Source organism: Microbispora sp. H11081, assembly GCF_012999535.1.
Classification (GTDB): domain Bacteria; phylum Actinomycetota; class Actinomycetes; order Streptosporangiales; family Streptosporangiaceae; genus Microbispora.
The window spans coordinates 453,236-479,245 of record NZ_JABBWV010000004.1 but is presented as its reverse complement, the minus strand read 5'-3'; the positions used below and the strand labels follow the sequence as shown (position 1 = coordinate 479,245).

At 70.5% G+C, this 26,010-nt stretch carries 24 protein-coding genes; 16 read left to right on the top strand and 8 right to left on the bottom strand.

Annotated features, from left to right (window positions below; genetic code table 11):
- The first annotated feature begins 319 nt into the window (after nucleotides 1-319).
- The 6 genes from HHX31_RS14545 (at nucleotide 320) to HHX31_RS14520 (ending at nucleotide 6,992) form a co-directional block, all read left to right on the top strand.
- Entirely contained in the window at nucleotides 320-898 is a 579-nt protein-coding gene (locus HHX31_RS14545) for a hypothetical protein (protein ID WP_169948776.1), read from the top strand.
- Between the two features lie 286 nt (nucleotides 899-1,184).
- The gene (locus HHX31_RS14540; RefSeq protein WP_169948775.1) at nucleotides 1,185-1,784 is read left to right on the top strand and encodes a hypothetical protein; all 600 of its coding nucleotides are present in this window, start codon (nucleotides 1,185-1,187) and stop codon (nucleotides 1,782-1,784) included.
- 661 nt (nucleotides 1,785-2,445) lie between these two features.
- Nucleotides 2,446-2,934: a hypothetical protein gene (locus HHX31_RS33640; protein WP_211589670.1), complete on the top strand. Its 489-nt coding sequence runs from the start codon at nucleotides 2,446-2,448 to the stop codon at nucleotides 2,932-2,934.
- A gap of 855 nt (nucleotides 2,935-3,789) precedes the next feature.
- Nucleotides 3,790-4,302: a hypothetical protein gene (locus tag HHX31_RS14530; protein WP_169948774.1), complete on the top strand. Its 513-nt coding sequence runs from the start codon at nucleotides 3,790-3,792 to the stop codon at nucleotides 4,300-4,302.
- Between the two features lie 1,099 nt (nucleotides 4,303-5,401).
- On the top strand, nucleotides 5,402-6,064 hold the full coding sequence (locus tag HHX31_RS14525) for a hypothetical protein (RefSeq protein ID WP_169948773.1): 663 nt from the start codon (nucleotides 5,402-5,404) through the stop codon (nucleotides 6,062-6,064).
- Between the two features lie 619 nt (nucleotides 6,065-6,683).
- Nucleotides 6,684-6,992, top strand: a complete 309-nt coding sequence (locus HHX31_RS14520) for a hypothetical protein (RefSeq protein ID WP_169948772.1) — start codon at nucleotides 6,684-6,686, stop codon at nucleotides 6,990-6,992.
- 213 nt (nucleotides 6,993-7,205) lie between these two features.
- Here the strand turns inward: HHX31_RS14520 and HHX31_RS14515 are convergent, their stop codons facing one another.
- Complete coding sequence (locus HHX31_RS14515; RefSeq protein ID WP_169948771.1) at nucleotides 7,206-8,147, bottom strand: Ku protein; 942 nt, start codon at nucleotides 8,145-8,147, stop codon at nucleotides 7,206-7,208.
- A 76-nt stretch (nucleotides 8,148-8,223) separates the two neighbouring features.
- Between HHX31_RS14515 and ligD (HHX31_RS14510) the strand changes: the two genes are divergently transcribed.
- The 5 genes from ligD (HHX31_RS14510) to HHX31_RS14490 all read left to right on the top strand — a co-directional run bounded on the left by ligD (HHX31_RS14510) (nucleotide 8,224) and on the right by HHX31_RS14490 (nucleotide 11,347).
- A complete protein-coding gene (gene ligD, locus HHX31_RS14510; protein WP_169948770.1) occupies nucleotides 8,224-9,180 on the top strand; it encodes a non-homologous end-joining DNA ligase in 957 nt (318 codons plus the stop codon).
- Nucleotides 9,177-10,058, top strand: a complete 882-nt coding sequence (gene ligD, locus HHX31_RS14505) for a non-homologous end-joining DNA ligase (protein ID WP_169948769.1) — start codon at nucleotides 9,177-9,179, stop codon at nucleotides 10,056-10,058. The genes ligD (HHX31_RS14510) and ligD (HHX31_RS14505) overlap by 4 nt, the downstream gene beginning before the upstream one ends.
- A gap of 69 nt (nucleotides 10,059-10,127) precedes the next feature.
- A complete protein-coding gene (locus tag HHX31_RS14500) occupies nucleotides 10,128-10,328 on the top strand; it encodes a hypothetical protein (RefSeq protein ID WP_169948768.1) in 201 nt (66 codons plus the stop codon).
- Nucleotides 10,329-10,401: 73 nt separating this feature from the next.
- Nucleotides 10,402-11,022, top strand: a complete 621-nt coding sequence (locus HHX31_RS14495) for a TetR/AcrR family transcriptional regulator (RefSeq protein ID WP_169948767.1) — start codon at nucleotides 10,402-10,404, stop codon at nucleotides 11,020-11,022.
- 94 nt (nucleotides 11,023-11,116) lie between these two features.
- Nucleotides 11,117-11,347 carry a DUF3107 domain-containing protein gene (locus HHX31_RS14490; protein ID WP_169948766.1) on the top strand — a complete coding sequence of 77 codons (231 nt, stop codon included), beginning with the start codon at nucleotides 11,117-11,119 and terminating at the stop codon, nucleotides 11,345-11,347.
- A gap of 533 nt (nucleotides 11,348-11,880) precedes the next feature.
- Here the strand turns inward: HHX31_RS14490 and HHX31_RS14485 are convergent.
- Nucleotides 11,881-12,540 carry a ferritin-like fold-containing protein gene (locus HHX31_RS14485; protein WP_169948765.1) on the bottom strand — a complete coding sequence of 220 codons (660 nt, stop codon included), beginning with the start codon at nucleotides 12,538-12,540 and terminating at the stop codon, nucleotides 11,881-11,883.
- Nucleotides 12,541-12,947: 407 nt separating this feature from the next.
- On the opposite strand from HHX31_RS14485, the gene HHX31_RS14480 reads away from it, so the two are divergent.
- From HHX31_RS14480 to HHX31_RS14470, 3 genes are all read left to right on the top strand, one after another.
- Nucleotides 12,948-14,969 (top strand): DEAD/DEAH box helicase, encoded by a 2,022-nt coding sequence (locus tag HHX31_RS14480; RefSeq protein ID WP_211589669.1) that lies wholly within the window; start codon nucleotides 12,948-12,950, stop codon nucleotides 14,967-14,969.
- Between the two features lie 301 nt (nucleotides 14,970-15,270).
- On the top strand, nucleotides 15,271-16,155 hold the full coding sequence (locus HHX31_RS14475; protein ID WP_169948763.1) for an alpha/beta fold hydrolase: 885 nt from the start codon (nucleotides 15,271-15,273) through the stop codon (nucleotides 16,153-16,155).
- Nucleotides 16,156-16,165: 10 nt separating this feature from the next.
- On the top strand, nucleotides 16,166-17,083 hold the full coding sequence (locus HHX31_RS14470) for an oxygenase MpaB family protein (protein WP_169948762.1): 918 nt from the start codon (nucleotides 16,166-16,168) through the stop codon (nucleotides 17,081-17,083).
- A gap of 229 nt (nucleotides 17,084-17,312) precedes the next feature.
- Here the strand turns inward: HHX31_RS14470 and HHX31_RS14465 are convergent, their stop codons facing one another.
- From HHX31_RS14465 to HHX31_RS14455, 3 genes are read right to left on the bottom strand one after another with little or no spacing between them, the layout of a single operon-like run.
- Complete coding sequence (locus tag HHX31_RS14465; RefSeq protein ID WP_169948761.1) at nucleotides 17,313-18,215, bottom strand: PD-(D/E)XK nuclease family protein; 903 nt, start codon at nucleotides 18,213-18,215, stop codon at nucleotides 17,313-17,315.
- 6 nt (nucleotides 18,216-18,221) lie between these two features.
- Nucleotides 18,222-18,932 (bottom strand): MBL fold metallo-hydrolase, encoded by a 711-nt coding sequence (locus HHX31_RS14460; RefSeq protein WP_169948760.1) that lies wholly within the window; start codon nucleotides 18,930-18,932, stop codon nucleotides 18,222-18,224.
- Between the two features lie 14 nt (nucleotides 18,933-18,946).
- A complete protein-coding gene (locus HHX31_RS14455) occupies nucleotides 18,947-19,591 on the bottom strand; it encodes a DUF6758 family protein (protein ID WP_169948759.1) in 645 nt (214 codons plus the stop codon).
- A 72-nt stretch (nucleotides 19,592-19,663) separates the two neighbouring features.
- On the opposite strand from HHX31_RS14455, the gene HHX31_RS14450 reads away from it, so the two are divergent.
- Nucleotides 19,664-20,095, top strand: coding sequence for an NUDIX domain-containing protein (locus HHX31_RS14450; RefSeq protein WP_311931785.1), 432 nt, complete (start codon nucleotides 19,664-19,666; stop codon nucleotides 20,093-20,095).
- Here HHX31_RS14450 and HHX31_RS14445 read toward each other — a convergent pair.
- The 3 genes from HHX31_RS14445 to HHX31_RS14435 form a co-directional block, all read right to left on the bottom strand.
- Nucleotides 20,082-23,378, bottom strand: a complete 3,297-nt coding sequence (locus tag HHX31_RS14445; RefSeq protein ID WP_169948757.1) for a hypothetical protein — start codon at nucleotides 23,376-23,378, stop codon at nucleotides 20,082-20,084. The two genes, HHX31_RS14450 and HHX31_RS14445, sit on opposite strands and share 14 nt — an antisense overlap.
- A 135-nt stretch (nucleotides 23,379-23,513) precedes the next feature.
- On the bottom strand, nucleotides 23,514-24,605 hold the full coding sequence (locus HHX31_RS14440) for a CPBP family intramembrane glutamic endopeptidase (RefSeq protein ID WP_169948756.1): 1,092 nt from the start codon (nucleotides 24,603-24,605) through the stop codon (nucleotides 23,514-23,516).
- 28 nt (nucleotides 24,606-24,633) lie between these two features.
- Nucleotides 24,634-25,572 carry a CoA ester lyase gene (locus HHX31_RS14435; RefSeq protein ID WP_169948755.1) on the bottom strand — a complete coding sequence of 313 codons (939 nt, stop codon included), beginning with the start codon at nucleotides 25,570-25,572 and terminating at the stop codon, nucleotides 24,634-24,636.
- Between the two features lie 35 nt (nucleotides 25,573-25,607).
- Here HHX31_RS14435 and HHX31_RS14430 point away from each other — a divergent pair, with 35 nt between their 5' ends.
- Entirely contained in the window at nucleotides 25,608-25,985 is a 378-nt protein-coding gene (locus tag HHX31_RS14430; protein WP_249345958.1) for a hypothetical protein, read from the top strand.
- The last annotated feature ends 25 nt before the right edge of the window (nucleotides 25,986-26,010 follow it).

Genomic DNA, 26,010 nt, shown 5'->3' with positions numbered 1-26,010 from the left:
TACCCGGGCCACAGGGGACCGATCATCCGGGTTCGCCCGATCGGCGAGCGCGACATAGCGCCAATATCACCCCTATTCGGACATTTCGAAATGCGGATACGAATGACAATCCGGACTAATGCGCTCCTATCGGTGCCAACGATGCCAATAAAGCGATAAGTGAATGGCAAAAGCCGCCGATCGCCGTTTGTCAGTCGGACGGCGAGGAAAACAAGACAATGCAGGGATGATCCACCAAGGATCATCAGTAAGGGCATTTTCCGAACGACTTGGAAAACGCCGGAGTGTCGGGGCAACAATCCTTCAAGGAGGACATGAAATGCCCAAGTTCAACAACCTGGTCGGGATCCTCGCGATCAGCGCCGCGCTCACCGGTGGTGCCGTCACCCTGGGTACCGCTGTGGCCGCCACCAGCGCGAACGCCGCCACCGTCATGGGCGGCTACGTGGGCGGCGGCTACCCGTACCCCTACAACTACAACGCCAACCGGAATTCGCAGAAGCAGAAGCACAAGGCGCTGAACGGCAACAAGAACAAGAACAAGAACCGCACCAAGCAGTGGCAGCACGAGCGTCAGAACCAGGGACAGCACCAGTTCCTGCTGCGTGACTTCACGCTCGTTCTCACGCCGTTCCAGAAGACGGACTCCGACTCGCGGGCGCTGCCGTACAACTGGCAGGCGGGCTCCTCGCAGGCGATTCCGTGGAACCGCATGTACACCAACGCCGACTCCCTGAACAACCCGCGTCAGGCCCAGGCGTCCGCGGCCACGCCGAAGACGAACCAGGCCACCGAGATCGACCCGCGTCTGAAGAAGAAGGAGATCGACGCGGACATCGACCTGGACGTGCAGAAGGAGCGGAAGGGCTACGAGACCGAGCCCGAGATCGTGCCCTGACCGAATCCGCACAAGCGGCCTCGGTGAACGTCCCGGCCACGGCAGGTGACGCGGCACCGGACGGCCATCCGTACTCGTGACCTGTGGGGCGGAGGTGTCCACCGCCCCACAGGCGGACGGGTGAGCAGTTGAGGAAGCAGAGCGCCGGCGGCGGCTTCGAGGAGAGGGCCGCCGGCGCGAGCCACCGCATCGCGCCGTGTCGACACGGCGCCGCACTACTACCACCCTCGTCCGGCTCCGTACGGCACCGGGGGAGGGTCGCGATATTCAGAGGAGAACCATCCAGATGTCCGTGTTGAAGAACATCGCCGGGGCTTTGGCCCTCGGCACCGCGCTGAGCGGCGCGGCCGTCGTGCTCGGCGTCGGCTTCACCGCCGGCACCGCCGGTGCCACCACCGTGATGGGCGGGTACGTTCCCGCTCCCGCCCCGGCGGCTCGCTCCTACCCGCGCAGCGCCAACGTCAACTGGAACTACAACCGCCAGGGCCAGCGCCACAAGGCCGCGAACGGCAACAAGAACAAGAACAAGAACAAGAACAACCAGTGGCAGCACCTCCGTCAGTCGGAGACCCAGGACCAGTTCCTGATGCGTGACTTCACGCTCGTGCTCACGCCGTTCCAGAAGTCCACCAACGGCTCGGGCGCCATGCCGTACAACGCTCAGTGGAGCCAGACGCAGGCGCTGCCCTTCAGCTCGCAGTACGACAACACGCAGTCGCAGAACCTGCCGCGCCAGGGCCAGTCCTCGGTCGCCACGCCTCGGACCAACCAGGCCACGGCCATCAACCCGCGGACCAAGGTCAAGGACGTCGACGTCGACGCGGACGTCGACATCGAGAAGAAGAAGGACCGCTACCCGCGGCCCGGCTACGAGGCCATCCCGTAGTCCGTGTCCGCCACAGGCCGGGCTGACCGGCCACGCTGAACCCCGGGCCACCGGCCCGGGAGCAGGATGAAATGTGCCCGTGCTCGCCTGGGCGTGGATTTCCGCGCCCGACGTGAGCACGGGCACTTTTCGTCGTCGCACATTCGGATTCGGGCCTCCCTCCGCGCCCGCCCCTGGACGCGCCGGCGGGCCCCTGCGGCCCCTGGGCCGCCGTCTCCGCCTCTCGTTCCTCCGTCCCCCTCTGCGCTCCTCCCCCGCGCCCATCGCCCTCCTCCGGGCCGTCCACGCCGTGACCGCCTCGTCCCCTCACCAGGTTCGTCTCTCGTCTCCTGGAGCGCCCCCGCCTGAGCCCGACCGGCCGTGCCTCGGCGGATCGCGGCACTCCACCGTCGCTTGTCCCGGTCCTTCGCCCTCGTGTGCACCGTGGATTCGAATCGGACATTATGGGACAAGTCGCCCCTTTTGCCTCTAATTCATTCCATAGGCTGCTAATAGCTGATCAAAAGCCATAAGGCGGCGTTTGTCGGGCTGGGCCACCGGACATCAACGTATCGCAGGAACCCGGCTCCACACGGAGCCACAAAGGCATTTCTCACTTCCTCACCAAGAGAAATGCCGAAGAGGATGCGGGGGAAATCCAATCCTTTCAAGGGGGACAGCAATGCCCAAGTTCAAGACGGTCTTCGCCGGGCTCGCTCTCGGCACCGCCATCGCCGGCAGCGCCATCGCCATGAGCTCCACCGCCGCGAACGCCGAAGGTTTCGGCGGCGGCTTCGGCGGCGGCTTCCTGGGCGGCGGAATGCCCATGTTCAACAACTTCGTTCCCATCGACTTCGGTGGCAATGAGGGGTGCGGCGGCGGCTGCGGTGGCGGAGGCTTCGGCAACGGCTTCGGCAACGGCTTCTGCAACAACGACAACAACATGTTCTGGAACCAGCAGGGCATGTGGAACCAGAACGCGTTCACCGACAACGTCGACGACAACTCCGGGTTCGCCATCATCGGCAAGAACGCCGCCATCGCCTTCCAGGACAAGACGAACCGGAACACCAACTGGTTCAACAACGGCTTCTGGAACAACAACACGTTCATGAACAACCGGAACAACAACAACGTGTGGAACAACCCCGGCTTCGGCAACGGCTTCTGACGCGGGGCCTGCGAGGCAACGCCGCCTTCCGATCGGCCGGATGACGTGACGACCAGGACGACCAACGATCCTGGCCGATGCGACCCGACCAGGAAAAGGGCGCATTGAGCGCAGCCACCCGCTCCCGGACCCATCGCGCACCAGGTGATGGAGACACCATCCGGGAACGGCCGTTCGAACCATAGGGATGACACGCAAAGGGCTCCGGCGAGACGTTCTCGCCGGAGCCCTGACTTTTTCACCGTCCGCCGACGGCTTCACCGCACCCGGCGGCGACCCGGGATTCCCGGCACGCGGCCGACACGCGGCCGGCACACGCCGACCACCGTCCGGATCGAGCGCCGTACCGTCCGACAAGGCCGCCCGGTCCACGAGGGCCGCAAGGCAGCACGGCTCACAGGCGGCACGGTTCACCGGGGCCTACTGGCCGCAAGGCCGTGCCGTCCCGCACGGCCGCAGGGGGTTCACCAGCGCCGTTCACCAGCGCCGCGAGGCCGCAGCGCTCACAGGGGCCACCAGGCCCGCAAGCGGCTGTATGGCCACGCGTTCGCTCTTGGCTACGACGGCTCTCATCGGCTCCGCTTCCGCTTCCCACGCCTTGAGGTTGCGGCACGACGCTTCCCGATTCAGACATTTCGCGACATATTGACCCTAATGGCTTTAATAGCCGTCATATAGGTCTAAGTATTGATTAAAAGGCCGGGAGAACCGTTTGTCACCCAGCCGCCCAGGAAATGAACGTAATCGCAGGAACCAAGCTCCAAACGGGGGCCATCGGGCAATTCCAAAGGGCCGCGAGGCCCGGAATCGCCTCAAGAATCAGGGCAATCGAAATCCTGTCAAGGGGGACACGCAATGCCCAAGTTCAAGAAGATCGTCGCACAGTTCGCTCTCAGCACCGCCGTCATCGGCGGCGCGCTGGCCATGGGGGCCGTGGCTGCGAACGCGTCGTGCTCGGGCGGGTGCGACAACGGCGGTCGCGACGGCGTCGCAAACGGCAACCGCGGAGGCACCGGCGGCATCGCCCAGGACAACTTCATTCCGTTCGAGCGTAACTTCCCTGTGTTCGTCAACCAGGTGCCGAACAACAACAACAACAACCGGACGCCGATCCAGAACCACGAGCAGAACAACTGGAACAACAACAACCTGTGGAACCAGCAGGGCTTCTGGAACCAGGGCCTGTTCGCGGACCGCCTGAACGACACGTCCGGGTTCGGCCTCGTCGCCAAGGACGTCGCCCTCGGCTTCCAGGACAAGACGAACCGCGACAACAACTGGTTCAACAACAACTGGTGGCAGCACAACAACCTGTTCAACAACCGTGACCAGCTGCACAACAACTGGTTCAACAACAACCTGCGCTAAGAGGGTGCCGTCAACAGGCCCTGCGAGTGACCGCGCCACATCTCCGCGGTGAGGGGTAGGACCCGGGCGATAACCCGCCAAGGTTCTGCGCCCCGTCCGCCAGAGCGGCGTCGTTGAATGCAGAGACGCTTCTCCGGCAGGGCGAATGCTCCCTGAGCGATTCGCCACCGGGAAGCGGCCGACTCAACCTCAAACGCACCAATTAAGGGCCCCGGCGGGAAACTTCCGCCGGGGCCCTGTCCCATACGCCGCACCGACGCCCCACCGTCCGCCCCACCGTCCGCCCCACCGTCGCCGAATCCGCGGCGACCGCACCCCGGTGGCACACCTACCTTCCCCGCCCCTTCCCCCGCGCTCCGTCGTCCGGTCCGCGCGACCTCCCCCACCCCGGACGCACCCCGGACGCACCCCGCCCGGACGCACCCCGCCCGGGCGCACCCGGTCGGAGCGTCCAAGCGCCACCGAGGTCACCGCCGGACCTGCGGTGCACTCCCCCACCGCGAAGCACCACTCCGGCCGGAGAACAGAGCCGGAGAACAGAGCCGGCGCACACAGGCAGTGAGCAGGGGCAGCGCCACCCCCCGCGAACAGAGCCGGCGAACCCGGCGAAGTCGCCCCTCCGGCAGAGCCCGGCCGCCCTCGCGGCGCCAGTCCGACCGGACGCCCACCCCGCTGCTCCACCCGCAGCCCCACTCCGCTGCCTCAGCCTGCTGCCCCACCCGCTGCGCCCGTCGTCCCGCGCGCGGGACGACGGCTCGAAACCGGTCGGGTGTCAGCTACCGGCGACTCCACCCATCCGCACGAGTTCCGCCGGCCACCCCTCCCGCTCGCCGCCTTCTCACCACGACTCCCGCCGGGGGGGCAAATCGTACCTTTCACACAAAAGGCGCATTATCCATCGAATCAAGCTTATAAGTAGCTAATCATTGATCAAAGGCGTCAGATACTCGTTTGTCACGCAGGCCGAGAGGAAATCACAGCTAGCGTAGGGAGCAGGGCCCAATAGGGGCCATAAAGGCATTTCCCGCATCGTGAAAGGCGAGAAATGTCCCCGACTATAAGGGCAATCGAAATCGAATCCTGCCAAGGAGGATACATAATGCCCATGCTGAACAAGATCATCGCAGGCCTCGCGCTCAGCACCGCGGTTATCGGCGGTGCCATCGCTCTGGGGGCCACCGCCGCCAGCGCCGACCTGGGTCGTGACAACAACGGCGTCGCCGACGGCAATCGCGGGGGCACCGGCGGCATCGCCCAGGACAACACAGGTCTCGGCAACTTCGGGTTCTTCCCCGGCTTCAACTCCGGCAACGACGACGGCGTCGCCAACGGCAACCGGGGTGGCACCGGCGGTATCGCCCAGGGCAACAACGGCACCCCCGCCTTCTTCAACCAGACCGTGCCGTTCAACAACTTCGGCTTCGGCCCGGGTAACAACTGCGGCAGCGGCGGCTGCGGGGCCGGTGGCCTCGGCAACGGCCTCAACGAGGGTGGCAACAACGGCAACCTGAACAACCTCGCCAACAACCGGGGCGACAACTCCTGGTGGAACCAGCAGGGCTTCTGGAACCAGGGCCTCTACAAGGACGCCCGTGACGACCACTCCGCCTTCGGCGTCGTCGCCAAGGACGTGGCCCTCGGCTTCCAGGACAAGACGAACCGCGACAACAACTGGTTCAACAACCACTGGCTGAACAACAACCACTGGTGGAACGTCCGCGACCAGCTCAACAACAACCGGTTCCACAACAACCTGCGCTAGTGAGTGCCCGACCCGCACCGCCAATCCCTTGTGCCGGTGACGGAGGACCAGGAGCGCTGATCCGCTCTCACGCCTCCGTCCGCCGGACAGGGGGACGCGGAGTGCGGGCGGACGGTTCATCGAAAACGCATCTCCGGAATCGCTGATTCATCGTTCCGGACATGAGACACGGGCTCCGGCGGATATGTCCGCCGGAGCCCTGACTTTTTTCCGTGAATCGCGGACCCCCCGATCCGCCGCCGCACACGACGAAACCCGTACGGCCGGGACGGACCGCCGCGTACGGGCACGGCCACGCTGCCGGAGCCGCGAGACCGCCGGGGAAACAGCCTCGGCGGAGGGTTGGGGAAGGCCGTCACGGGGAAACGCGGCTCCGCCGTCTACCCCGTCCCGCAACCGGCGAATCGGAGGCCGGCCGCTGATTCAGTCAGCAGTCGCCTATCCGGCCGTATCAAGCCGTAACGAGAGATCAAACTCCTCACCGCCGCGTTTGGTTCTCGGCCCTCTCGGCAATCTAGACATCACGGCGATGACCGGACATATCGGCCATCATCGGACATTCCCGGCAGTAGTGGGGATGTCGGAACCACGGGCAATCCATCCTTTGAGGAGGGCCTCTATGCCCAAATTCCGGAACGTCATCACCGGCCTCGCGATCAGCGCGGCGATGACCGGCGGCGCTCTCGCGCTGACCGCCACCACCGCCCACGCCTCCACCCCGACCACCACCACGATGTCCAGCTCCTGGTGGCACGGCCCGGACGGCTGCAGGCGCGCTCGCAACTGCAACAAGAACCGCAACAAGCTGGAGAACCGCAACGATTTCCGCGTCTTCAAGTTCAAGAAGGAGAAGAAGGTCCACCGGAAGAACGTGGCCTTCGCATCCGGTGACGCCGTCATCGAGATCGACGGCGACGACGACGACTGACGCTGACGGGTGACACCCACTCGTACGGGGCCGCCGGGGCTCGCCCTGATCACGCCTCCGCCATCTCCGTGATGACCGGACGGCGGTGACCGGGCGGCCGCGAGCCTGCGGCCCTTTACGAATCACCCGCTTCCGTACCGTGAAGAAAGCCCCGGCGGGACGACCCGCCGGGGCTCCTCAGCATCGACGTGAGGAAAGCACAGACCTGACGTGTCAGGCCGAGCGGCGCGTCTTCCGCTTCTTGGGCGCCTTCTCCTCCTCGCCGGCTCCGTTCGATCCGGCCTTCCTGCCTGCGGCGCCTGCGTCGGCGGACTTCGTGCCGGAGGCGGCGGCCTTCGTCTTGGCGGCTCCACCGGCCGGCTTGGCCGCGGTGACGCCCTGGCGCTCCCGCTTGGCCGCTTCCACGCTGGCCCGCAGCGCGGCCATCAGGTCGACGGCGGGACCGGCCTCCGTGGGCACCTCGGGCGCGACCAGTTCCCTGCCCGCCACCTTGGCCTCGATGACCTCCTGCAGCGCCTCGCGGTAGGCGTCCTTGTACTCGGTGGGGTCGAAGTCCGCCACCATGGTCTCGATCAGGGACTCGGCCATCTTCAGCTCCTGGGGACGTACGTCGACGTCCTCCTCCAGGAACCCGAAGTCGGCCTCGCGGATCTCGTCCGGCCAGAGCATGGTCTCCAGCACGAAGACGCCGTCACGCACGCGGAGCGCGGCCAGCGACTCGCGCTGCCGCAGGGCGATCTTCACGACCGCCACCTGTCCCGAGCGCTCCAGCGCGTCCCGCAGCAGCACGTACGGCTTGGCGCCCTGCCCGTCCGGCTCCAGGTAGTACGACTTGGCGAAGTAAATGGGGTCGATCTGCTCCGCGGGGGTGAACTGCAGCACGTCGATCCTGCGCGAGGTGGTCAGCGGCAGGTCGGAGAAGTCCTCGTCGGTCAGCACGACCATCTCGCCGGTGGCGAGTTCGTATCCCTTGGCGATGTCGGAGTACGGCACCTCTTCGCCGTCGACCGAGCAGACCCGCTTGTACTTGATCCGCCCGCCGTCCTCCCTGTGCACCTGGTGGAACGCCACGTCCTTCTGCTCGGTCGCCGAGTAGAGCTTCACCGGGATGGTGACAAGACCGAACGAGATCGCGCCTTTCCAGATGCTGCGCATAGCCACATTCTCGTCTCTGTGTTCGAACAACGCTATGGTGGATTCAAGGGAGTCACCCGATGGGCAGGTACCCACTATGGCGGTGCCGTATCCGATCGAGCCGATGCTTGCCATTCCAGGAGAAATCCCTCTCGACGCCGAGGCGTACGCGCTGGAGGTGAAGTGGGACGGCATCCGCGCGCTCGCGTACGTCGACGGCGGCGTGCGGGTCACCGGACGGCACGGCGCCGACTTCACCTCCCGGTATCCGGAGATCTCCGCCGCCCTCGCGCCGCTGGCCGGCCGCAGGGCGGTCGTCGACGGCGAGGTGGTGGCCTTCGACCTCGACGGCCGGCCCAGCTTCGCCCGGCTGCAGAAGCGCATGCACATCACCGATCCCGCCGGCGCCCACCTGCTCGGCCGGCTGCCGGTCTCCTACCTGCCCTTCGACCTGCTCCACCTCGACGGGCACACGCTGCTCGACGTGCCGTACCGGGACCGGCGGGCCCTGCTCGACTCGCTCGGCGTGGGCGCGCCGCCCCACTTCCCCTGCGAGCCCGCGGTGCTGGAGGCCACCAGGCGGCAGGGGCTCGAAGGCGTGGTCGCCAAGCGCCTCGACTCGCCGTACCGCCCGGGGCGCAGGACGGAATGGTGGATCAAGGTCAAGAACCTGCTCACCGCCGAGGTCGTCGTCGGCGGCTGGCGGCCCGGCAAGGGCCGCCGCGCGGGCGGCGTCGGCTCGCTCCTGCTCGGCGTGTACGCCGGAGGCTCCCCGGGCCGATTCCTGTTCGCCGGCCACGTGGGCACCGGGTTCACCGACGCGATGCTCGGCGACCTGCTCCGGCTGATTGAGCCGCTCGAGATCGGGCAGAGCCCCTTCTCGGACGGGCTGCCGAGGGAGATCTCCAGGAACGCCCGGTGGGTCAGGCCCGAGGTGGTGGGCGAGGTGGCGTTCACGATGTGGACGCGGGACGGGCGGCTGCGCAACCCTGTGTGGCGGGGCGTGCGCGTGGACAGGGTGCCCGCGGACGTGCGGCGGGAGGAGCAGGGATGACCGAGAAGGTGCGGGTGAAGACCGAGGGCCGCCTGCTTACCCTGACCAACCTGGACAAGGTCCTCTATCCCGGCGCTGCGTTCACCAAGGCCGAAGTGATCGACTACTACACCCGGATCGCGCCGGTCCTGCTGCCGCACCTGAAGGGACGCCCGCTCACGGTCAAGCGTTATCCGAACGGCGTCGAGGGCCAGTTCTTCTTCGAGAAGAACGCCCCGGAGCACACGCCCGACTGGATCCGTACGGTGACCCTGCCCGCGCCGGGCAGCACCAAGAACCGCGAGGAGATCGACTTCGCGGTCGTGGAGGACCTGCCGGCCCTGGTCTACTACGCCAACCTGGCCGCCCTGGAGATCCACGTGCCGATGTGGCGGGTGGCCAAGGACGGCGAGCCGCAGCCGCCCGACACCCTGGTCTTCGACCTCGACCCCGGCGCACCGGCCACCATCGTCGACTGCTGCCGCGTCGCCGTCCTGCTGCGGGAGGCCCTGGCGGACGACGGCTTGGACTGCCGTCCCAAGACCAGCGGGCAGAAGGGCATGCAGCTCTACGTCCCCTGGGACCGGGGGCCGGGCACGTCCGACTACGCCAAGGCGCTTGCCCGGCGGATGCAGGCGGAGCACCCGTTCGTGACCAGCGTGATGGCGAAGAAGGAACGGCCGGGCAAGGTCTTCATCGACTGGAGCCAGAACAACCCGGCCAAGACGACCATCGCGCCCTACTCGCTGCGCGCCGCCCGGCGGCCGACCGCGTCAACTCCCCTGCTGTGGGAGGAGGTCGAGGCGTGCGACAGCCCGGACCAGTTGGTGTTCACCGCTCCCGACGTGCTCGACCGGGTGGCGGAACACGGCGACCTGTTTCTGCCCCTCACCGCTTAGCCCCGCCGCCGCCGCCCTGGCCTTAGTGTTGGACCTGTCGCAGCCGACCACGAACGGAAGGACACGCGGATGTCCGAGATGGACCCCCTCGACGAGATGGTCGAGGAGATCTCGATCGAGGCGCCGGAGGCCGACGCGGTCGAGCAGCACCAGCTCGTCACGGTCCCAGAAGACAGGCGCTGGCCCGAGCACGTCCCGTTCGACGCCGACCCGGCCGACGTGGCTGAACAGGAGCGCACGGTCGACCTGGACGACGACGACTATCGTTGACCCGAGTTACCGACGCGTAGGATGAGGCCCCGGGGGCGGGAGCCCCCGATGCGCATCTGCCAAGGAGACTGCCGTGACCGCTACCCCGGACGCCAAGCCCCGGGGCACCCGCCTGCCCCGGATGGCGCGCCGCCGTCAGTTGCTGAGCGCGGCGCAGGAAGTGTTCGTGGAGAACGGTTACCACGCGGCGGCGATGGACGAGATCGCCGAGCGGGCCGGGGTGAGCAAGCCGGTGCTCTACCAGCACTTCCCGGGCAAGCTGGAGCTGTACCTGGCGCTGCTGGACCTGCACGTCGACGACATGGTGACCCGGATCCGGCAGGCGCTCGAGTCGACCAGTGACAACAAGCAGCGGGTGCAGGCCGCCATCGGCGCCTTCTTCGACTTCGTCTCCAGCCAGGGCGAGGCGTTCCGGCTCGTCTTCGAATCCGACCTGCGCAACGTCGCGCCCGTACGGCAGCGCATGGAGCGTTCGCTGCACGAGAGCGCCGAGGCGATCAGCCAGGTCATCCAGGAGGACACGGGCTGTTCCAGCGACGAGGCGCACCTGCTCGGCGTCGGCCTGGTGGGCATGGCCGAGGTGAGCGCGCGCTACTGGCTGAGCAGTCACGGCTCGATTCCCAAGGAGGCGGCGACCCAGCTGATGGCGCGCCTCGCCTGGCGTGGCATCAGCGGTTTCCCGCGCACCGGCTGACCGGAATCCTGTTCGCTTCACGCGATCACACGGCGCGCCGCTTCCTGAGGGGACGACGATGGGTAGGGACCAGCCCTCGTGAAAGGGGAGCCCCATGGAAATAAAGATCGGCGTGCAGTCGGTGCACCGTGAGCTAGTGGTGGAGACCAACGCGTCGGCCGAGGAGATCGAGGAGGAGCTCCGCAAGGCGCTCGCCTCGGAGAAGGGCGTCTTCTCGCTCACCGACACCAAGGGCCGCCGGGTGGTCGTCCCCGTGGCATCGCTCGGGTTCGTCGAGATCGGCGAGGACGAGACGCGCCCCGTGGGCTTCGGCGGGACCCTCTAACCCTCCGCGCCAACCCACCGCGCGAGACCCTCTGACCCACCGCGACAGTCCCCCACCGCGGTCCCGGGTGACTCCGCACCGGCCGGCGGGCGGCGCGCGCCCATCAACGCGCGCCGTCCCGGCGGCTGACCGTGTGCTCCGATGTGGGCTCCACCGATCAGCCGCCTGGGAACCGCCGCCGTCTCAGGTGCGTCCGTAACCGCATCCGCGGGGACGGCGCGTCAGATCCGCCTGATGGGGATCTCGTCTCCCGCTGATCGTCGGACAGCCCGCGCTTCCTCTCCGCAACACCGCACGCGGAGTCCAGGGGTTCGGCCCACATCTTGTCAAGGAACTGCCGTAGCGGCGCGAGGCCCTCATGCTCGCACCGTACATCCGTTTGGCACGTGCGCGACCCAAGAACGCCGCACCGGCCGCCGCGGGAAGGCCGCCTCCCGCACCTCCCGATCCGGCCGCGCCGGAAGTCTCACCAGGTAGTCCGGCCCGGCCGCGCCCAGGACGCCGGTCCTCGACGTACGCGGAACCCGTGAATACTACGGGCCGGGCGTCAGCCCGAGGGCCGCCATCCGCTTGCCGTGTTCCTCGGTCAGCCTGGCGAACATCCGCCCGACCTCCGCCAGATCCTCCCCGTTCTCGCCCACCAGCAGGGCGGCCAGCTGCGGCCTGGCCGCGGCGAGCCGCTGCCCCTGGCTCAGCGCCTCGCCGACCATCCGGCGCGCCCACAGCGCCAGGCGGCCGCACAGCCGCGGGTCGGCGTCCAGCGCGGCCCGCACCCGCTCCACCGCGAACTCCCCACGGCTCTCGTCGGTCAGCACCTCGTCCACCAGGGCCCTGATCGAAGGAGCGGTGTGACGCGCCGCCTCCCGGTAGAAGTCCCCCGCGATCCCCACACCGACGTACGCCTTGATCAGCGCCTCGTGCCAGTCATTCGGCCTGGTCTGGGCGTGCCAGGCGTCGATCGCCTCCACGAAGGGGGCCATCGCCTCCTGCGGATCGACGCCGAGCGAGGCCAGCCGGTCGCGCAGCACCCGGAAGTGCCCGTACTCGGTGGCGGCCACGTCCCCGAGGGCGGCCCTGTCGTTCAGCGTGGGAGCCAGCAGCGCGGCGTCCTCGGCCAGCCGGAGGAAGGCGGTGAGCTCGGCGTACGCGAGGACACCGAGCAGGTCCACAATCCCGGGAGAGGAATCACTCATGGGTGCAGCGTACGGCTCCGGAGCGCCTCCTTCCGGCGGCTCCCGGCCCGGCGGCACAGCAAGAGCTTTTAGCGAGAAGACGCAGAAATCGGTTCCGTGTTGTGGTATCGAGTAGACTGGTTCGTGGAAGTGCGACCGCACTGTGCCACTCACTGTGTCGATCCGGGGCCACCCCCGGACCCCCAGGAACCACTGGATGCCGCGGTCGCTGATCACGACGAGGGCGCGACTGTCCGCGAGGACCCGGACCGGGAAAGATCTGCCGGCCGGCTGTCCCGGAAGGGCCGCCTTCGCATTGATTGAGGCAGGCCACGCTGACAACGACGTTTCGAGACCTGGGAGTCATCCCGGAGATCGCCGATGCTCTCGAGACCGAGGGCATCACTTCACCATTCCCGATTCAGGAGATGGCGCTCCCGCTGGCGCTGGCCGGCCAGGACGTCATCGGACAGGCGCGCACGGGCACGGGCAAGACCTATGCCTTCGGCGTCGCCATGCTGCAGCTCGTCGGCAAGCCGAGGAAGAACCGCAAGAAGCCACGCGGTCTGGTCCTCGTACCGACCCGCGAGCTGGCTCTCCAGGTGACCGAGGACCTGGTCCTCGCCGCGGGCAAGCTGGGGTCGCGCATTCTCACCGTGTACGGCGGGCGTGCGTACGAGCCGCAGATCGAGGCGCTCAAGAACGGCGTCGACGTGATCGTCGGCACGCCAGGGCGGCTGCTCGACCTGGTCAAGCAGAAGCACCTCGACCTCGGCCAGATCACCATGCTCGTGCTGGACGAGGCCGACCGCATGCTCGACCTCGGCTTCCTGCCGGACATCGAGCGGATCATCAAGCTGGTGCCCGAGAGCCGGCAGACGATGCTGTTCTCCGCGACCATGCCCGGCGAGATCGTCAACCTGTCTCGTCGCTATCTGACCCAGCCGATCCGGGTCAGGGCGGAGAGCGGCACGGCCGACGCCGAGACGACCACGCTGACCACGCAGCACGTGTACCGCACGCACCGCATGGACAAGATCGAGATCGTGGCCCGTCTGCTGCAGAGCAAGGGCACCGGGCTCACGATGGTGTTCTGCGAGACCAAGCGGGCCTGCGACATGGTCGCCGAGCAGCTCAAGGACAAGGGCTTCGCGGTGGCCGCCGTCCACGGCGACCTCGGCCAGAGCCAGCGCGAGCAGGCGCTGCGGGCGTTCCGCAACGGCAAGATCAACGTGCTGGTCGCGACCGACGTCGCGGCGCGCGGCATCGACATCGACGACGTCACCCACGTCGTCAACTACGACTGCCCGCAGGACGAGAAGACCTACGTCCACCGGATCGGCCGTACGGGCCGGGCGGGGCGCACCGGCGTAGCGGTGACCTTCGTCGAGTGGACCGAGCTGACCCGCTGGAAGGTCATCAACAACGCGCTCTCGCTCGACTTCGCCGAGCCCGTCGAGACCTACTCCAGCTCCCCGCACCTGTACGCCGAGCTCGACATCCCCGAGGGGACCAGGGGCGTGCTGCCGCGCGCCCAGCGGTCCCGGGCGGGCCTGGAGGCCGAGGAGATCGAGGACCTGGGCGAGACGGGCCGGAGCCGGTCCCGCGGCAAGCCGGCTCGCGGCGAGCGGGAAGAGCGCCGTGACCGGGAGGAGCGCCGTGAGCGCCCCGCCCGCACCCGCGAGCGGCGGCGTACCCGCAGCGGCCGCCTCCAGGACGCCGACACGGCCCCTGAGGGCGAGACCGCGGCGCCGGCTCCGGTGGAGGCTCTCGCGGAGCCGTCCGCGGGAATCGCCTCCGAGGCGCCCGTAGAGGCTTCCGTGGAGGCTCCCGTGGAGGTGGCGCCCGCCGAGGCCGCGTTGGGCCGCCGTGGACGCAGGGGCGCGAACACCGCGGCCCTGAGCGGCGCGCTGGCCGACGTCGCGGCGACGGGGTCCCTGGGGGACCGCGCGGAAGAGCAGGCCGGAGCACCCGTGACCGGGGAGACCGCGCCCGCCGGCGACGGGCAGGAGCGGAAGGCGGCGTCCACGCGCAGGACCACGCGCCGCAGGGCCCGCGACGCCGCGGCCGACCCTGCCACCGGCACTGCGACCGGCACCGCGCCTGAGAGCGTGGCCGACGCTGTGGCTGACACCGTGGCCGCCAGGCCGGCCGAGGAGCCGGCGGAGGAGCGCCCCGCGCGCCGCCGCAGGGCCCGCGCCGCCGACACCAGGCAGGAACTCCCGATCGAGGAGCCGGCCGGGGAGGCCGAGCCGGAGATCGAGGTCGTCGCGGCGGAGCCCGCCGAGCGGCCGGAACCGGAGCGGATCATCCCCGCCAGCCCGTTCTCGATCGTGTTCAGGTCGCCCGACCTCGCGACCGCGGACGACGACCCCGCGCCGTCCGCCGCGAGCGAGCGAGCCCAGCAGCGGCGCCGCCCGCCCCGGCCACGACCTCGCCGTACGGGGTGAGGGGCCGCCACAGGCCCGCTCGTCGATGAGCAGGAAGCAGGGGCAGGGAGAGTGCCGGACGGCCGGCGCTCGCCCTGCCCCTTCGTGTTGGGGCCGGTTCGCCCGCAGTGGGTATGACGTGGACAGGAGGCATGCGCTATGACCATCAGAAACCGGCGTAGTCGCTTCGGCAGTGTCGTCGGGATCTTTCCTGGGTATCGTGATGCCACGTGAGTGAGCGAGCCTTCAGCAGACGGTCCAGGACGTGGGGCCGGTCCGGCGCATCGGTTCCCGGGATCCGGGGTGAGGTGGAGGAGGCCTCGTGAGCACGCCACGGTTCCTGACCCTTCCACCGGGTGTCAGCAGCGAGCAGATCGACACGCCGCTGGGCTCGTTCGCGGCCCTGGAGGCGCTTCCCGTCAGCGGTGTCCCCGAGCGCTGGCCCGCCCTTCTCGTCCCCGGTTTCACGGGGTCGAAGGAGGACTTCATCGCCGTGCTGCAGACGCTCGCACAGGCCGGCCGCCGGGTGATCGCGGTCGACATGCGCGGGCAGTACGAGACGCAGGGCTCGGACGACCCCGCGGCCTACACCTGCGGGGCCCTCGGCACGGACATCGACGCCATCGCCGCGGTCGTCGGCCAGGGTGAACCCGTCCACCTCCTGGGACACTCCTTCGGCGGGCTCGTCGCCAGGGAGGCGGCGCTGAACGGTGACGCCAAGCTCGCCTCGCTCACGCTCATGAGCTCAGGCCCCGCGGGCATCGTCGGCCCCCGGGAGCGGATGGGCCGGGTCCTGCTGGCCGAGCTCCCGGAGTACGGCCTGGACTACATGTGGTCGAACCGGCTGGAGCCGGAGGCGCTGGCGGCCGGCGTACCCGACGAGATCGTCGCGTTCCTGCGCAAGCGGCTGCTCGCCAACCACCCCACCGGCCTCGCGGCCATGGCGGAGGAGGTCCTGGGCGCCCGCGACCGCTGCGAGGAACTGGCCGGGTGCGGGCTCGACCTCCTGGTCCTGTACGGCGAGCACGACGACGGCTGGCCGCCGCTGCTGCAGGCCGAGATGGCCCGCAGGCTCCACGCGGAGTGCGTCGTGGTGCCCGGGGCGCTCCACTCGCCGGCCGTCGAGGCCCCCGAGACCACCGCGGCGGCCCTGACCCGCTTCTGGAACGCGGCGGAAAGCCGGCTGCTCCAGCACCAGCACGGCTGAGCCGGTCGTCATGCCCGGCGCCGGCCTGACCGCCCAGCCCCCGGAGTCCGCGACGTGGCTGGTCCACGTCGACAGGACCATGTGGGTCGGCGGCGTGCGCGGCCTCATGCTGCAGGCCCTGCATCCGCTGGCGATGCGGGGCGTGTGGCAGAACTCCAACTTCCGGGAGGACCCCTTCGGGCGGCTCCGCCGTACGGCGGACTTCGTGGGCCGCGTGACGTACGGCAGCCCTGAGGAGGCCGAGAGGATCGGCAGGCGGGTGCGCGCGATCCACCGGGCGCTACGCATCCACGATCCCGACACGGGCCGGACCCACCGCGTGGACGACCCAGAACTGCTGCTGTGGGTGCACTGCGCGGAGGTCATGTCCTACCTGGACGTCGTCCGCCGCGCGGGGGCCGGGATCACCGCGGAGCAGGCCGACCGGTACCTCGCCGAGCAGCGGCGCAGCGCCACGTACGTCGGGCTCGACGCCGACGACGTGCCCGGCTCGGTCAGCGAGATGGACGACTACTTCGCGCGGATGCGGCCGGTCCTCCGGGTCATTCCGGAGTCGGCCGCCGCCGTGCGGTTCCTGCTCTGGCCGCGCCTGCCGGACGACATGCGCTTCCTATCCCCGGCCAAGCCGGTCTACTTCCCGTTCGGGGCGCTGTGCTACTACACGCTGCCCGACTGGGCGCGCCGGATGTACGGCGTGCTGCCCGAGGTGCCGCAGATCATGGTCACGGCGGCGCTGCGGGCCTTCCGGCTGACCATGAACACGATCCCGGACTTCCTCCACCAGCAGGTGCTGGACGAGCGCACCAGGACCATGCTGCGGGCCTCACGTGAGCGCCTGGGTGCCGCCGGATACGACGTGGGCAAGGGCCTCAGAGCACTGGTCGACCCCCGCCGCCACCCCACCCCCTCACCCCCACCCCCACCGTGATCTTGTAGTTTGTCGCACCCGGCACGTCTCACCTGCGCATCGACCGTTCGTGATCTTGCAGTTTTTCGCCGACTCGCAGCCCGACCTCACCAAACGCGATTCGTGATCTTGGAATTGCAAGATCACGAAGTCGATCGGCGCAGGTCAGCATCGGTGAGCGCGCACGACGTGCAAGATCACGGAGGCCATAAGGCCAGCTCAGCGGGGGTACGTGCGACAAACTACAAGATCACGCGGGGAGGCCGTCCCAAGGGAGTTTGTCGGGGGACACGGCCCGGCCCTCCGGGCAGTGGCGGCGGAAGTCGCACCAGGAGCAGATGGGGCCCGGCTCCGGCGGGAACAGCCGGTCGATCTCGGGCGGCACCGCGGCCGCCCCCGCGCCGTCCTCCCGCCTCGGGGCCGGCACGCCTTTCCTCTCCCGCCCGGCCCACTCGCGGTAGGCGTCGTCGGCGTCCGCCGCCTCCGTCGCGATGTCCTCGGCCCTGCCCAGATGGCGGGCGAGCGACTCGTCTGTGTGCTCCCACTCCGCGACCGTCCCGGTGGGCAGGTGGTGTAACTCCACCCGGCGGCACGCCCGGCGCATCATGCGGGACGAGGCGATCGCGTAGACGGCCAGCGCGACCGAGGTGCGGGCGTCGTCGGAGGTCGGCGGGCGGCGGCCGGTCTTGTAGTCGACCACGACCAGTTCGTCCCCGCGCCTGTCGAGCCGGTCCACCCGGCCTGAGATGGCGATCACGGACGTACGCGTGGCGACGGTGCGCTCGACGCCCACCGGCTCCTCGCCGGGGTCGAGCGTGGCGACGTACGAGGACACCATCGCGCGGGCGCGGTCACGCCACGTGGCCGACTGCTCCTCGTCCCTGAAGCCCTCGCGGATCCAGCCGTTGGTGAGCAGCACGGCCGCCATGACCGGCGTACGCCGGTCGTACGGCTCCCGCCACCACGCGGCCAGCGCGTTGTGCACCGAGGCCCCCACGCTGTTGTGCGCCCATGGGGGCCCCTTCTGCGGAGCGGGCCGGTCGAGATAGGTGAAGCGGTAGCGGCGCCGGCAGTCGAGCCAGGTGTTGAGGCGCGACGGCGTGCAGGTGTAGAGCCGCCTCGTCGGCATGCCGTCGAGGCCGAGCTGCTCCACGGCCCTCTACTCGTCGAGGTTCAGCTTGATGCCGGACGCCCCGGTGCCGTCCACGAGCGGCGGCGTCGGGTCGGCCTCCTGGGCTCCCGTCAGCGACCCCGACAGCCAGCGGTCGAACTCGGGCTCCAGGTCGCCGATCCTGCCCTCCTCGCCGTGGGCGGGCAGCACCCTGGTCTCGTGCGGAAGCGTGAACAGACGCTCGCCGATCGAGGTGAGCTGGTCGGCGAGCGCGGGATACTCCCCGCCGAGCTTGCCGGGGCCGTCCATGAGCAGGGTCTTGCCGGAGAAGACCGCGCCGAGGCCCTCGCAGTAGAGCGAGACGCCACCCGGCGTGATCCCCGGCGTGGAGAGCACCTCCAGCTCGACGTCGGCAACGGAGAACAGTCCCTCGTCCTCCATGTCGATGTCGGGCCAGGTCTCCTCCCAGGTCTGCCGCCACAGGCGCTTGTCCTTGACGTGCACGGCGATCACGGCCTCGTCCCTGGCCGCCACCTCGATCGCGGCACCCACGTGGTCGGGCAGGCCGTGGGTGCAGATGACGGCGAGGATCTCGCGGTCACCGACCTGCTCCAGGATCTTCTCGGCGTCCCGCGCCGGGTCGATCACGATCACCTCGTCGTCGTCACCCACGATCCAGGTGTTGTTCTCGACCTTGTGCTCGTCGCCTTCGTAGTCCACGAGGCCCGAGGTCACCACTCGTTCGATACGCGCTGTCACGATTCTGAACCTTACTATCCTTCCCCGTCCAGACGCGGCGAGAAGGCGCCGAAGGGCAGGTCGAGCACCTGATCCTGGTCGCGGAGATCGCGCAGTGACAGGTTGGCCAGCGCGATGAAGCAGCCGGCCTCGACCGGCCAGGCGACGGTCCACAGCCAGTTGCCGAGCGCCTCGCCCACGTAGACGGCCCGGTCGCCGGGCACGGCCCGCCCCGCGCACCACAGCGCCGTGGGGTGGCCGCGCGCGTCGATCTTGGCGTGCGGCGGCCCGGCGTCGAATCCCGCCCCCGGGTCGGGGCCGGGCAGCCCGGCGTACGCGGCGCCGAGACCGATGCCGGGCTCCTCCGCGATGAGCAGCATGTCGGCGGGGCCGTGGGTGACCGACGGGCCGGAGAGGGCGACGACGCTCGCCCTGACTCCGGTGCGCTCGTCACCCACCTCGGCGAAGCCCGTCACCAGCCACCCAGCGGGGAGCGGCCACGGGAGCCATACGGGCACCCTGGCCGTCTCGCAGAGCGCCTCCAGCGCGGCCGTGGAGGGCCGCCTGGGCGGCTGGAAGGGCAGGACGTCCCCATGGGCGGCGCAGCGCCAGGAACTCGACCAGACATTCGGTTCATGCAGCGGCCCGAAGCACCGCGGACAGGTTGGCGCGGTTCTCACAAATATTCACGGTGCGTCCGTGATGTCCATTCGTCAAGAGTCTGCCCGTTATCTAGTCGTAATCTTGGTGATGTGCGGTTCATCAGATGTGTGGGCGCCGTGGTCGCCGACCCCGAGGGACGTCTCCTGCTCGTACGGCGGGGCCGCCCTCCCGGCGAGGGGCTGTGGTCCCTGCCCGGCGGCAGGGTCGAGCCCGGCGAGACCGACGAGCAGGCGCTGCGCCGCGAGTTGCGCGAGGAGACCGGCCTCGACGTCACCGTCGTACGGCTCGCGGGGACCGTGCTGTGGCCCGCCCCCGGCGGAGCCACCTACGAGATCCACGACTACGTGGCGACGGCCTCGGGCGTGCCGGTCGCCGGGGACGACGCCGCGGACGCCCGCTGGTGCGCGCCGGCCGACCTGGCGCGGCTCCCGCTGACCGACGGCCTCGCCGACACCCTCGCCGAGTGGGGGCTCATCCCCGGGACCGGTTCCGGCACCCTCCCGGGGATCAGCGCTCCGTGACCGTGCTGCGCCAGATCGTCAGATGGTCGTCGGCGTGGCCGGCCGACCTGCCGACGGCCACCACCCGGTCTCCGGACACCGCCACCGCTCCGAGCCACTGCGACCCCTCACCGCCGAGGCCGTCCTGGGTGAGCGCCCGGCGCGACCAGTTCACCCCGTCCGCGGAGACCCAGGCCGCGCTGTCGGTCTCGCCGCCCTGCGCGGACGACCGGTGCGACCCGACGGCGACGAGTCCCCATCCGGTCGCGGTCACGTCGAGGACCGAGGCGGCGGCCTCGGCGGGCAGCCTGCCGTACTCCCACTCGGCGCCGTCGTCGGTGGACAGCGCGGAGAAGGGGCGGGGGCCCTTGTCGGTCATCGCGGTGCCCACGACCACCACGCCCTTTTCGGTCGCGACCACGTGGCGCAGCCCCGCCGAGGTGGCGTCCGGCGGCAGGACCCGGCCCCTGGCGTTCCAGTTGACGCCGTCGGAGGAGACCCAGACCACTCCCGTCTCGCGGTCCGCGGTGCCCGATCCGCCGACGGCCATGAACCCCCTGGGCGTCGCCGTGACGTCGTGCAGGCGCACGCCGGCCCCGCCCGCCGGCATGCTGCCCGGCGCGGAGCGGGTGAAGCGCTTGAGGTCGGGGCTGAACCACAGGGCGGGCAGCGTTCCCGTGGCGGAGCGGTCCTCCCCCGCGAGGACGTAGCCCTTCTGGCCCGCCGCAACCACGCCGGGCGCGAGCAGGAAGTGGCCCGCGGGCACCTCGATCGCCGGACCCGGCCGCCAGGTTCTCCCGTCGGCCGAGGTGACGACCAGCGGGCGGGTCACCGCCGGGTCGGTCGTCGCGCTGCCGACGGCGAGCCATCCCTTGGGACCGTGCGCGACGCCGCTGAGCGCCTGGCGTCCCGGTCCGCCCAGCAGGTCGGGGAACGTCACGTCCTTCCAGTTGGCGCCGTTGTTGCCGCTCGTCCAGATCGCGGCGTCGCCGTTGGCCGAGCCCACGGCGACGAACACGCCGCCGGCGGCGGCGAGGTCCGCGGTGTCCCTGGCGAGCCGGTTGAGCCCGGCGATCTCTTTGAGCGGCACGCCGCGCGCCGCCTGGCCCTTCTTCGCGGTGATCAGCACCGGAAGGTTCTCCACGTCGCCCGGCCCGCGCTTGTCTCCGCCCGCCACGAGCGTCCCCGCGTCGGTGACGGCCAGCCCGCGCAGGGTGCCGGGGATGGCGCCGAGGTCGGCGCTCCTGGTCCACTCGCGGCCGTCGCGGCTGGTGTAGACGGCGTACCGCTCCCAGGCCGACTCGGCGACCGCCGCGATCCCCGCCGCCGACGCGGCCAGGCCCCGTACGCCGGTCCCCTCCGCGCCGAGCGGCCCGATCGTGCCGCACTGGGTCCAGTCGGCGCCCTCGGGCGAGCAGTAGACCCGCACCTCGCCGCCTTCGGACTTCTGCCGGGTGGGCACGAGCACGAAGCCCTTCGCGGTGACGGCCAGCGCGCCCGGCTCCGGCCGTACGTCAGCGAGGGCGGCGGCCGTACGCAGCCAGGTGCGCCCGCCGTCGTCGGAGCGCAGGACGACCGAGACGGAGTCGCCCGACCCCTGATTACCGGAACTGGGATCGGCGAGCGCCACGACCCGGTCGCCCCTGGCGGCCACCGCCCGCATCGCGCGGATCTTGTCCGGGGTGCCGATCTGGTCGGTGTCCACCCTCGTCCAGCCGACGCCGTCGGGCGACACCCAGGCGACCGGGCCCGCCGTGCCGTCCCGCAGGGTTGTGGCGCCCACGGCCAGGAACCCGGTCGCGGTCCGCGCCACGTCGGTGATCCTGTCCTGGCTCCAGAACGCGGTCAGGCGTGCCGGGTCCACCGCCGTCCAGGACCGGCCGTCGGAGGAGACCCACATGCCGCGCGCGGCCGGGCCCGCCGAGCCGGGCGCGTCGGTCCCGACGGCGAGCCAGCGGCCTTCGCCGCCCGCGACCCTGCCGACCGCCCCCGGCGCGGACTCGTACCCCGGGGCGTCGGCGACCCTGCCCGCCTCCCAGTGCGCGCCGCCGTCTGCGGACACGAGGAACAGCGGCCGGGTGAGCGGGCTCGTCGTGTCGCTGCCCGCCGCCACCACCGTCGCGCCCGCCGCCGCGAACGCGTTGAGCACCTGGCTTGAGCCGTTGCCGGGCAGCCCTGGCGCGGCGAACGCGGCGTCGCCCGACTGGCCGTCGCCCGCGGCGAGGCGGAGCCCCGCACTGGAGGGACCGCCTGCCCACCTGACGACGGCCACGCCCAGCACGGCGGCCGCGACGAGGACCACGGCGATCACGGCGGGAGCGAACAGCCGTGACGGGCGCGGCGGGAACCGCCGCACGCGCAGCACCCGCCGGTGGCGGCGCCCGCCGCCCGCCCGCTGCGGGCCCGCGGCCACCAGCACGTCGGGACGCGCCGGACGGCCCCCGGGGGGACTCCCGATCCGCTCGACCGGCTGACCCTGCTGGACCGGCTCGACTGGCTGGACCGGCAGGCCGGGGCCGTGGTGCTCGGGCTCGACCGGGATCTCGGGGCTGATGCGGATGCCGGGGCGGCGGGAGGCGGGCGCGGGCGGCTCGTGCGTCCACACGTGCTCCCCGGGAGCATCCGGGTCCCCCTCGCGCAGCGGCCCGGACGGCGGGGTGTCGATCTCCGGGGCGTCCGGCCCGTCGGGGTTCTCTCGCGGGATCTGCGCGCGCCGCGGTCGTGGCGGGCCTGAGGCGACCAGCTTGTCCGGCCGGTTCACGATGCGGCGGCCGCGGCCCTCCCCGCCGGAGGCCGGCTCCTCCGTCGCCCCGGCACCCTCGCCGTGCCGGGGCGCGGAGGAACCCTCGGGACCGGGCGGGCCGGTCGCGCCCGCGTCGCGGGACTCACGCCGCTCCTCGGAGCGGCCGTGGCGCGGCTCCCCGCCGCCGTACGGCGCCGCGTACGGCCTGCGGCCGGTCCGTGGCCCGCGCTCGCGCGGCGCGTCGGGGCCGGGGCGCGGCGCCCATGTCCCCGGCGCGGCGGGGGGATCTTCCGGCCGATCCCGGCTCACGCCAGGCCGGCCGCCGGGTAAGTCAGGGTCGCCGCCGGATAAGTCCGGGTCGGCCGCGTCGTCGGGCACGTCCTCAGGCACGGGAGCGGCGAACGGAGGCAGCGCCCAAGGGGACGGGCCGGGCGGCCGGTGGTGCAACTCCGGCGGGGGCGTGGAGGGGGTGGCCGCAGCGCGTCGCGACTCCCGTGCGCCCGGCGATCCCTGGTCGTCCGCGGCGTGCCTGTGGTCGCGCTCGTGGGGGCCCGAGGTCACGCTCGGCACCTCCTCCCCGGAGAGGTCGATCCGGACCGTTCCACCTGTGGTACGGCAAAGCGATCACAGTGATACCCCATCACGGATCCAGCGCAACACGGGATGAGCGCTGGGGCCATACCTCTCTAGTGAGATTTATCGGGAGAGGGTCTGAATTGCCCGCTTTCGGGCGATTATCAGCACTCCGACGCCGAAAACCGCGAACTGCACGGCTGATCCGATCAGCGACTCCCAGGGCACCTCGCCCTGTTCCATCGCGCTGCCCATGTCCCCGGACGCGGCGACGACTCCGAACGCCAGGATGTTGTTGGTCGCATGCAGGGCGATCGGCGCCTCCAGCCCGCCCGTGCGGACCGCGAGCCATCCCATGAGGATCCCGAACGCGAAGACGTAGACGATGCCCCAGCCCGTGTAACCGTGCGAGGCGGCGAAGGCCGCCGCGCCCACCAGGATCGCCGGCCACGGATTGCGCAGGTACGCCCCGAACCCCTGGATGACCCACCCTCGGTAGGCGTACTCCTCCGCCGCCGACTGGAACGGCACCAGCAGCAGGATCACGATGATGGCGGGGAGGAACCGGTCCCAGCCCGCCCAGCGGAGCCCGGGGTCCACCCCCGCCGACAGCAGCGTCACGACCTCGACGGCCTGGCCGAGCAGGACGGCGACCAGCGCGACCAGCAGGCACGCCCCCAGCCAGCGCCACCGCAGCCGCAGGGCCACCGACGACAGCGACCCCGGCGGCCGCCGCTGGAACAGCCACGCCGCGCCGAGCACCAGCGGCAGCAGCAGCGCGATGACCCCCAGCTGGAACCCGAGGTCGACGACGGGATCGGCGAACAGCCGGGTGCCCGACCGCACCATGGGCACCCCGGTGACCAGCGAGACCAGGAACGCGACCAGGCCTGCGGCGATCGAGAGCGCCAGGAAGCCCACGATGATCGCGAGCGTGCCCGCGATCGGCCGCCACCAGCGGTGCCACCGCGTACGCGCCAGGCGGTCGTAGCGGGTGCCGGACGGCGGCGGGGCGTCCCAGCGGGCCCGCGGCGGCGGCCCCCACCCGTAGGGGCCGGGAGCCTGGCCCGCGTACGGCCACACCGCACCGGGCAGCGGCTGCGGCGGACCGGCCGGCCAGGCGGTCCCGCCCGCGTACGGGCCGGGCGCCAGGTAGGGACCGGGCAGCTGGGGCGGCCTCGCGGCCGGATCCTGGCCCGGCTGTGGTTCGTTCATATGTCCATTCTTCGCGAACCGCGCGTGATCAGCTGGGCGGGGTGAAGGAGCTCGAACGGGGCAGGCCGGCGGCGCGGCCCTTCGCCGCCACCACCAGGGCCATCTTCCGCGAGGCCTCGTCGATCATCTCGTCCCCCAGCATGACGGCGCCCCGCTTCTCGACCGTCGTGAAGTACTCGTACGCGTCGAGGATGAGCTCCGCGTGGTCGTAGTCCTCCTGGGACGGCGAGAACACCTCGTTGGCCGCCTCCACCTGCGCAGGGTGGAGCACCCACTTGCCGTCGAACCCCAGGGCGGCCGACCGCATCGCCACCCGGCGGAAGCCGTCCACGTCGCGGATCTGCAGGTAGGGTCCGTCGATCGCCTGGAGGCCGTTGGCGCGGGCGGCCATCAGGATGCGCATGAGGATGTAGTGGTAGGCGTCCCCCTCGCCGTACCCGGGGGGCTGCTCGCCCACGACAAGCGTCCGCATGCCGATCGAGGCCATGAAGTCGGCCGGGCCGAAGACCAGCGTCTCCAGCCGGGGCGAGGACGCGGCGATGTCGTCCACGTTGACGAGCCCTCTGGCGTCCTCGATCTGCGCCTCGACGCCGATGCCGCCCTCGGGCAGGCCCACGGCCCGCTCGATCTGGCCGAGCAGGGTGTCGAGCCAGACCACGTGGGAGGCGTCGGAGACCTTCGGCAGCATGACGCAGTCGATCCGGTCGCCCGCGCCTTCGACGATCTCGATGACGTCGCGGTAGGTCCAGCGCGTGGTGAGGTCGTTGACCCGGACGACGACCGTCCTGCCCGACCAGTCGCCCTCCTTGAGCGCGGCGACGACGTTGCGGCGGGCCTCGTCCTTCACGCCGGGGGCGACGGAGTCCTCCAGGTCGAGGAAGACCTCGTCCGCCGCGAGGCTCTGGGCCTTCTCCAGGAAACGGGGGTTGCTGCCCGGCACCGCCAGGCACGAACGTCGAGCGCGCATGGGCCAACCGTAGCGTGGTGAATACGCTGGGCCTCATGACCCTGTCCGTGATCGAAGAAGGCGCGAAGAAGTCCGGCGTGCTGTGGCTCGGCCTGCCGTCCGGGCCACGGCTGACCTGGCACGTGTGGCACGACGGGGCGCTCCACGTGGTGACCGGCGGCGAGGAGCGGCCACTGCCCGGCCTGACCGCGATCGCGGCGGAGCGCGGCGAGGTCGAGGTCGTGCTGCGCAGCAAGGACAACGGCGCGGAACTCGTCAGGTTCCCCGCCGTCGCCGAGGTGGTGGACCAGGCGGCCGCCCCCGAGGTCGTGGCCGCGCTGGCCAGGGAGCGCCTGAACGCGCGCGACGCCGCGGGCCTGACCGCCCGGTGGGCCGAGCGGTCCACGGTCGTGCGGCTCACCCCCCGGGCCTGAGCCCCCCTGGCCTGCGCCTCCTGAG

Coding starts and splice junctions, on each gene's coding strand:
- HHX31_RS14545 (WP_169948776.1), top strand. CDS start 320: ATGCCCAAGTTCAACAACCTGGTCGGGATCCTCGCGATCAGCGCCGCG.
- HHX31_RS14540 (WP_169948775.1), top strand. CDS start 1,185: ATGTCCGTGTTGAAGAACATCGCCGGGGCTTTGGCCCTCGGCACCGCG.
- HHX31_RS33640 (WP_211589670.1), top strand. CDS start 2,446: ATGCCCAAGTTCAAGACGGTCTTCGCCGGGCTCGCTCTCGGCACCGCC.
- HHX31_RS14530 (WP_169948774.1), top strand. CDS start 3,790: ATGCCCAAGTTCAAGAAGATCGTCGCACAGTTCGCTCTCAGCACCGCC.
- HHX31_RS14525 (WP_169948773.1), top strand. CDS start 5,402: ATGCCCATGCTGAACAAGATCATCGCAGGCCTCGCGCTCAGCACCGCG.
- HHX31_RS14520 (WP_169948772.1), top strand. CDS start 6,684: ATGCCCAAATTCCGGAACGTCATCACCGGCCTCGCGATCAGCGCGGCG.
- HHX31_RS14515 (WP_169948771.1), bottom strand. CDS start 8,147: ATGCGCAGCATCTGGAAAGGCGCGATCTCGTTCGGTCTTGTCACCATC.
- ligD (WP_169948770.1), top strand. CDS start 8,224: ATGGCGGTGCCGTATCCGATCGAGCCGATGCTTGCCATTCCAGGAGAA.
- ligD (WP_169948769.1), top strand. CDS start 9,177: ATGACCGAGAAGGTGCGGGTGAAGACCGAGGGCCGCCTGCTTACCCTG.
- HHX31_RS14500 (WP_169948768.1), top strand. CDS start 10,128: ATGTCCGAGATGGACCCCCTCGACGAGATGGTCGAGGAGATCTCGATC.
- HHX31_RS14490 (WP_169948766.1), top strand. CDS start 11,117: ATGGAAATAAAGATCGGCGTGCAGTCGGTGCACCGTGAGCTAGTGGTG.
- HHX31_RS14485 (WP_169948765.1), bottom strand. CDS start 12,540: ATGAGTGATTCCTCTCCCGGGATTGTGGACCTGCTCGGTGTCCTCGCG.
- HHX31_RS14480 (WP_211589669.1), top strand. CDS start 12,948: ATGGCGCTCCCGCTGGCGCTGGCCGGCCAGGACGTCATCGGACAGGCG.
- HHX31_RS14470 (WP_169948762.1), top strand. CDS start 16,166: ATGCCCGGCGCCGGCCTGACCGCCCAGCCCCCGGAGTCCGCGACGTGG.
- HHX31_RS14440 (WP_169948756.1), bottom strand. CDS start 24,605: ATGAACGAACCACAGCCGGGCCAGGATCCGGCCGCGAGGCCGCCCCAG.
- HHX31_RS14435 (WP_169948755.1), bottom strand. CDS start 25,572: ATGCGCGCTCGACGTTCGTGCCTGGCGGTGCCGGGCAGCAACCCCCGT.
- HHX31_RS14430 (WP_249345958.1), top strand. CDS start 25,608: ATGACCCTGTCCGTGATCGAAGAAGGCGCGAAGAAGTCCGGCGTGCTG.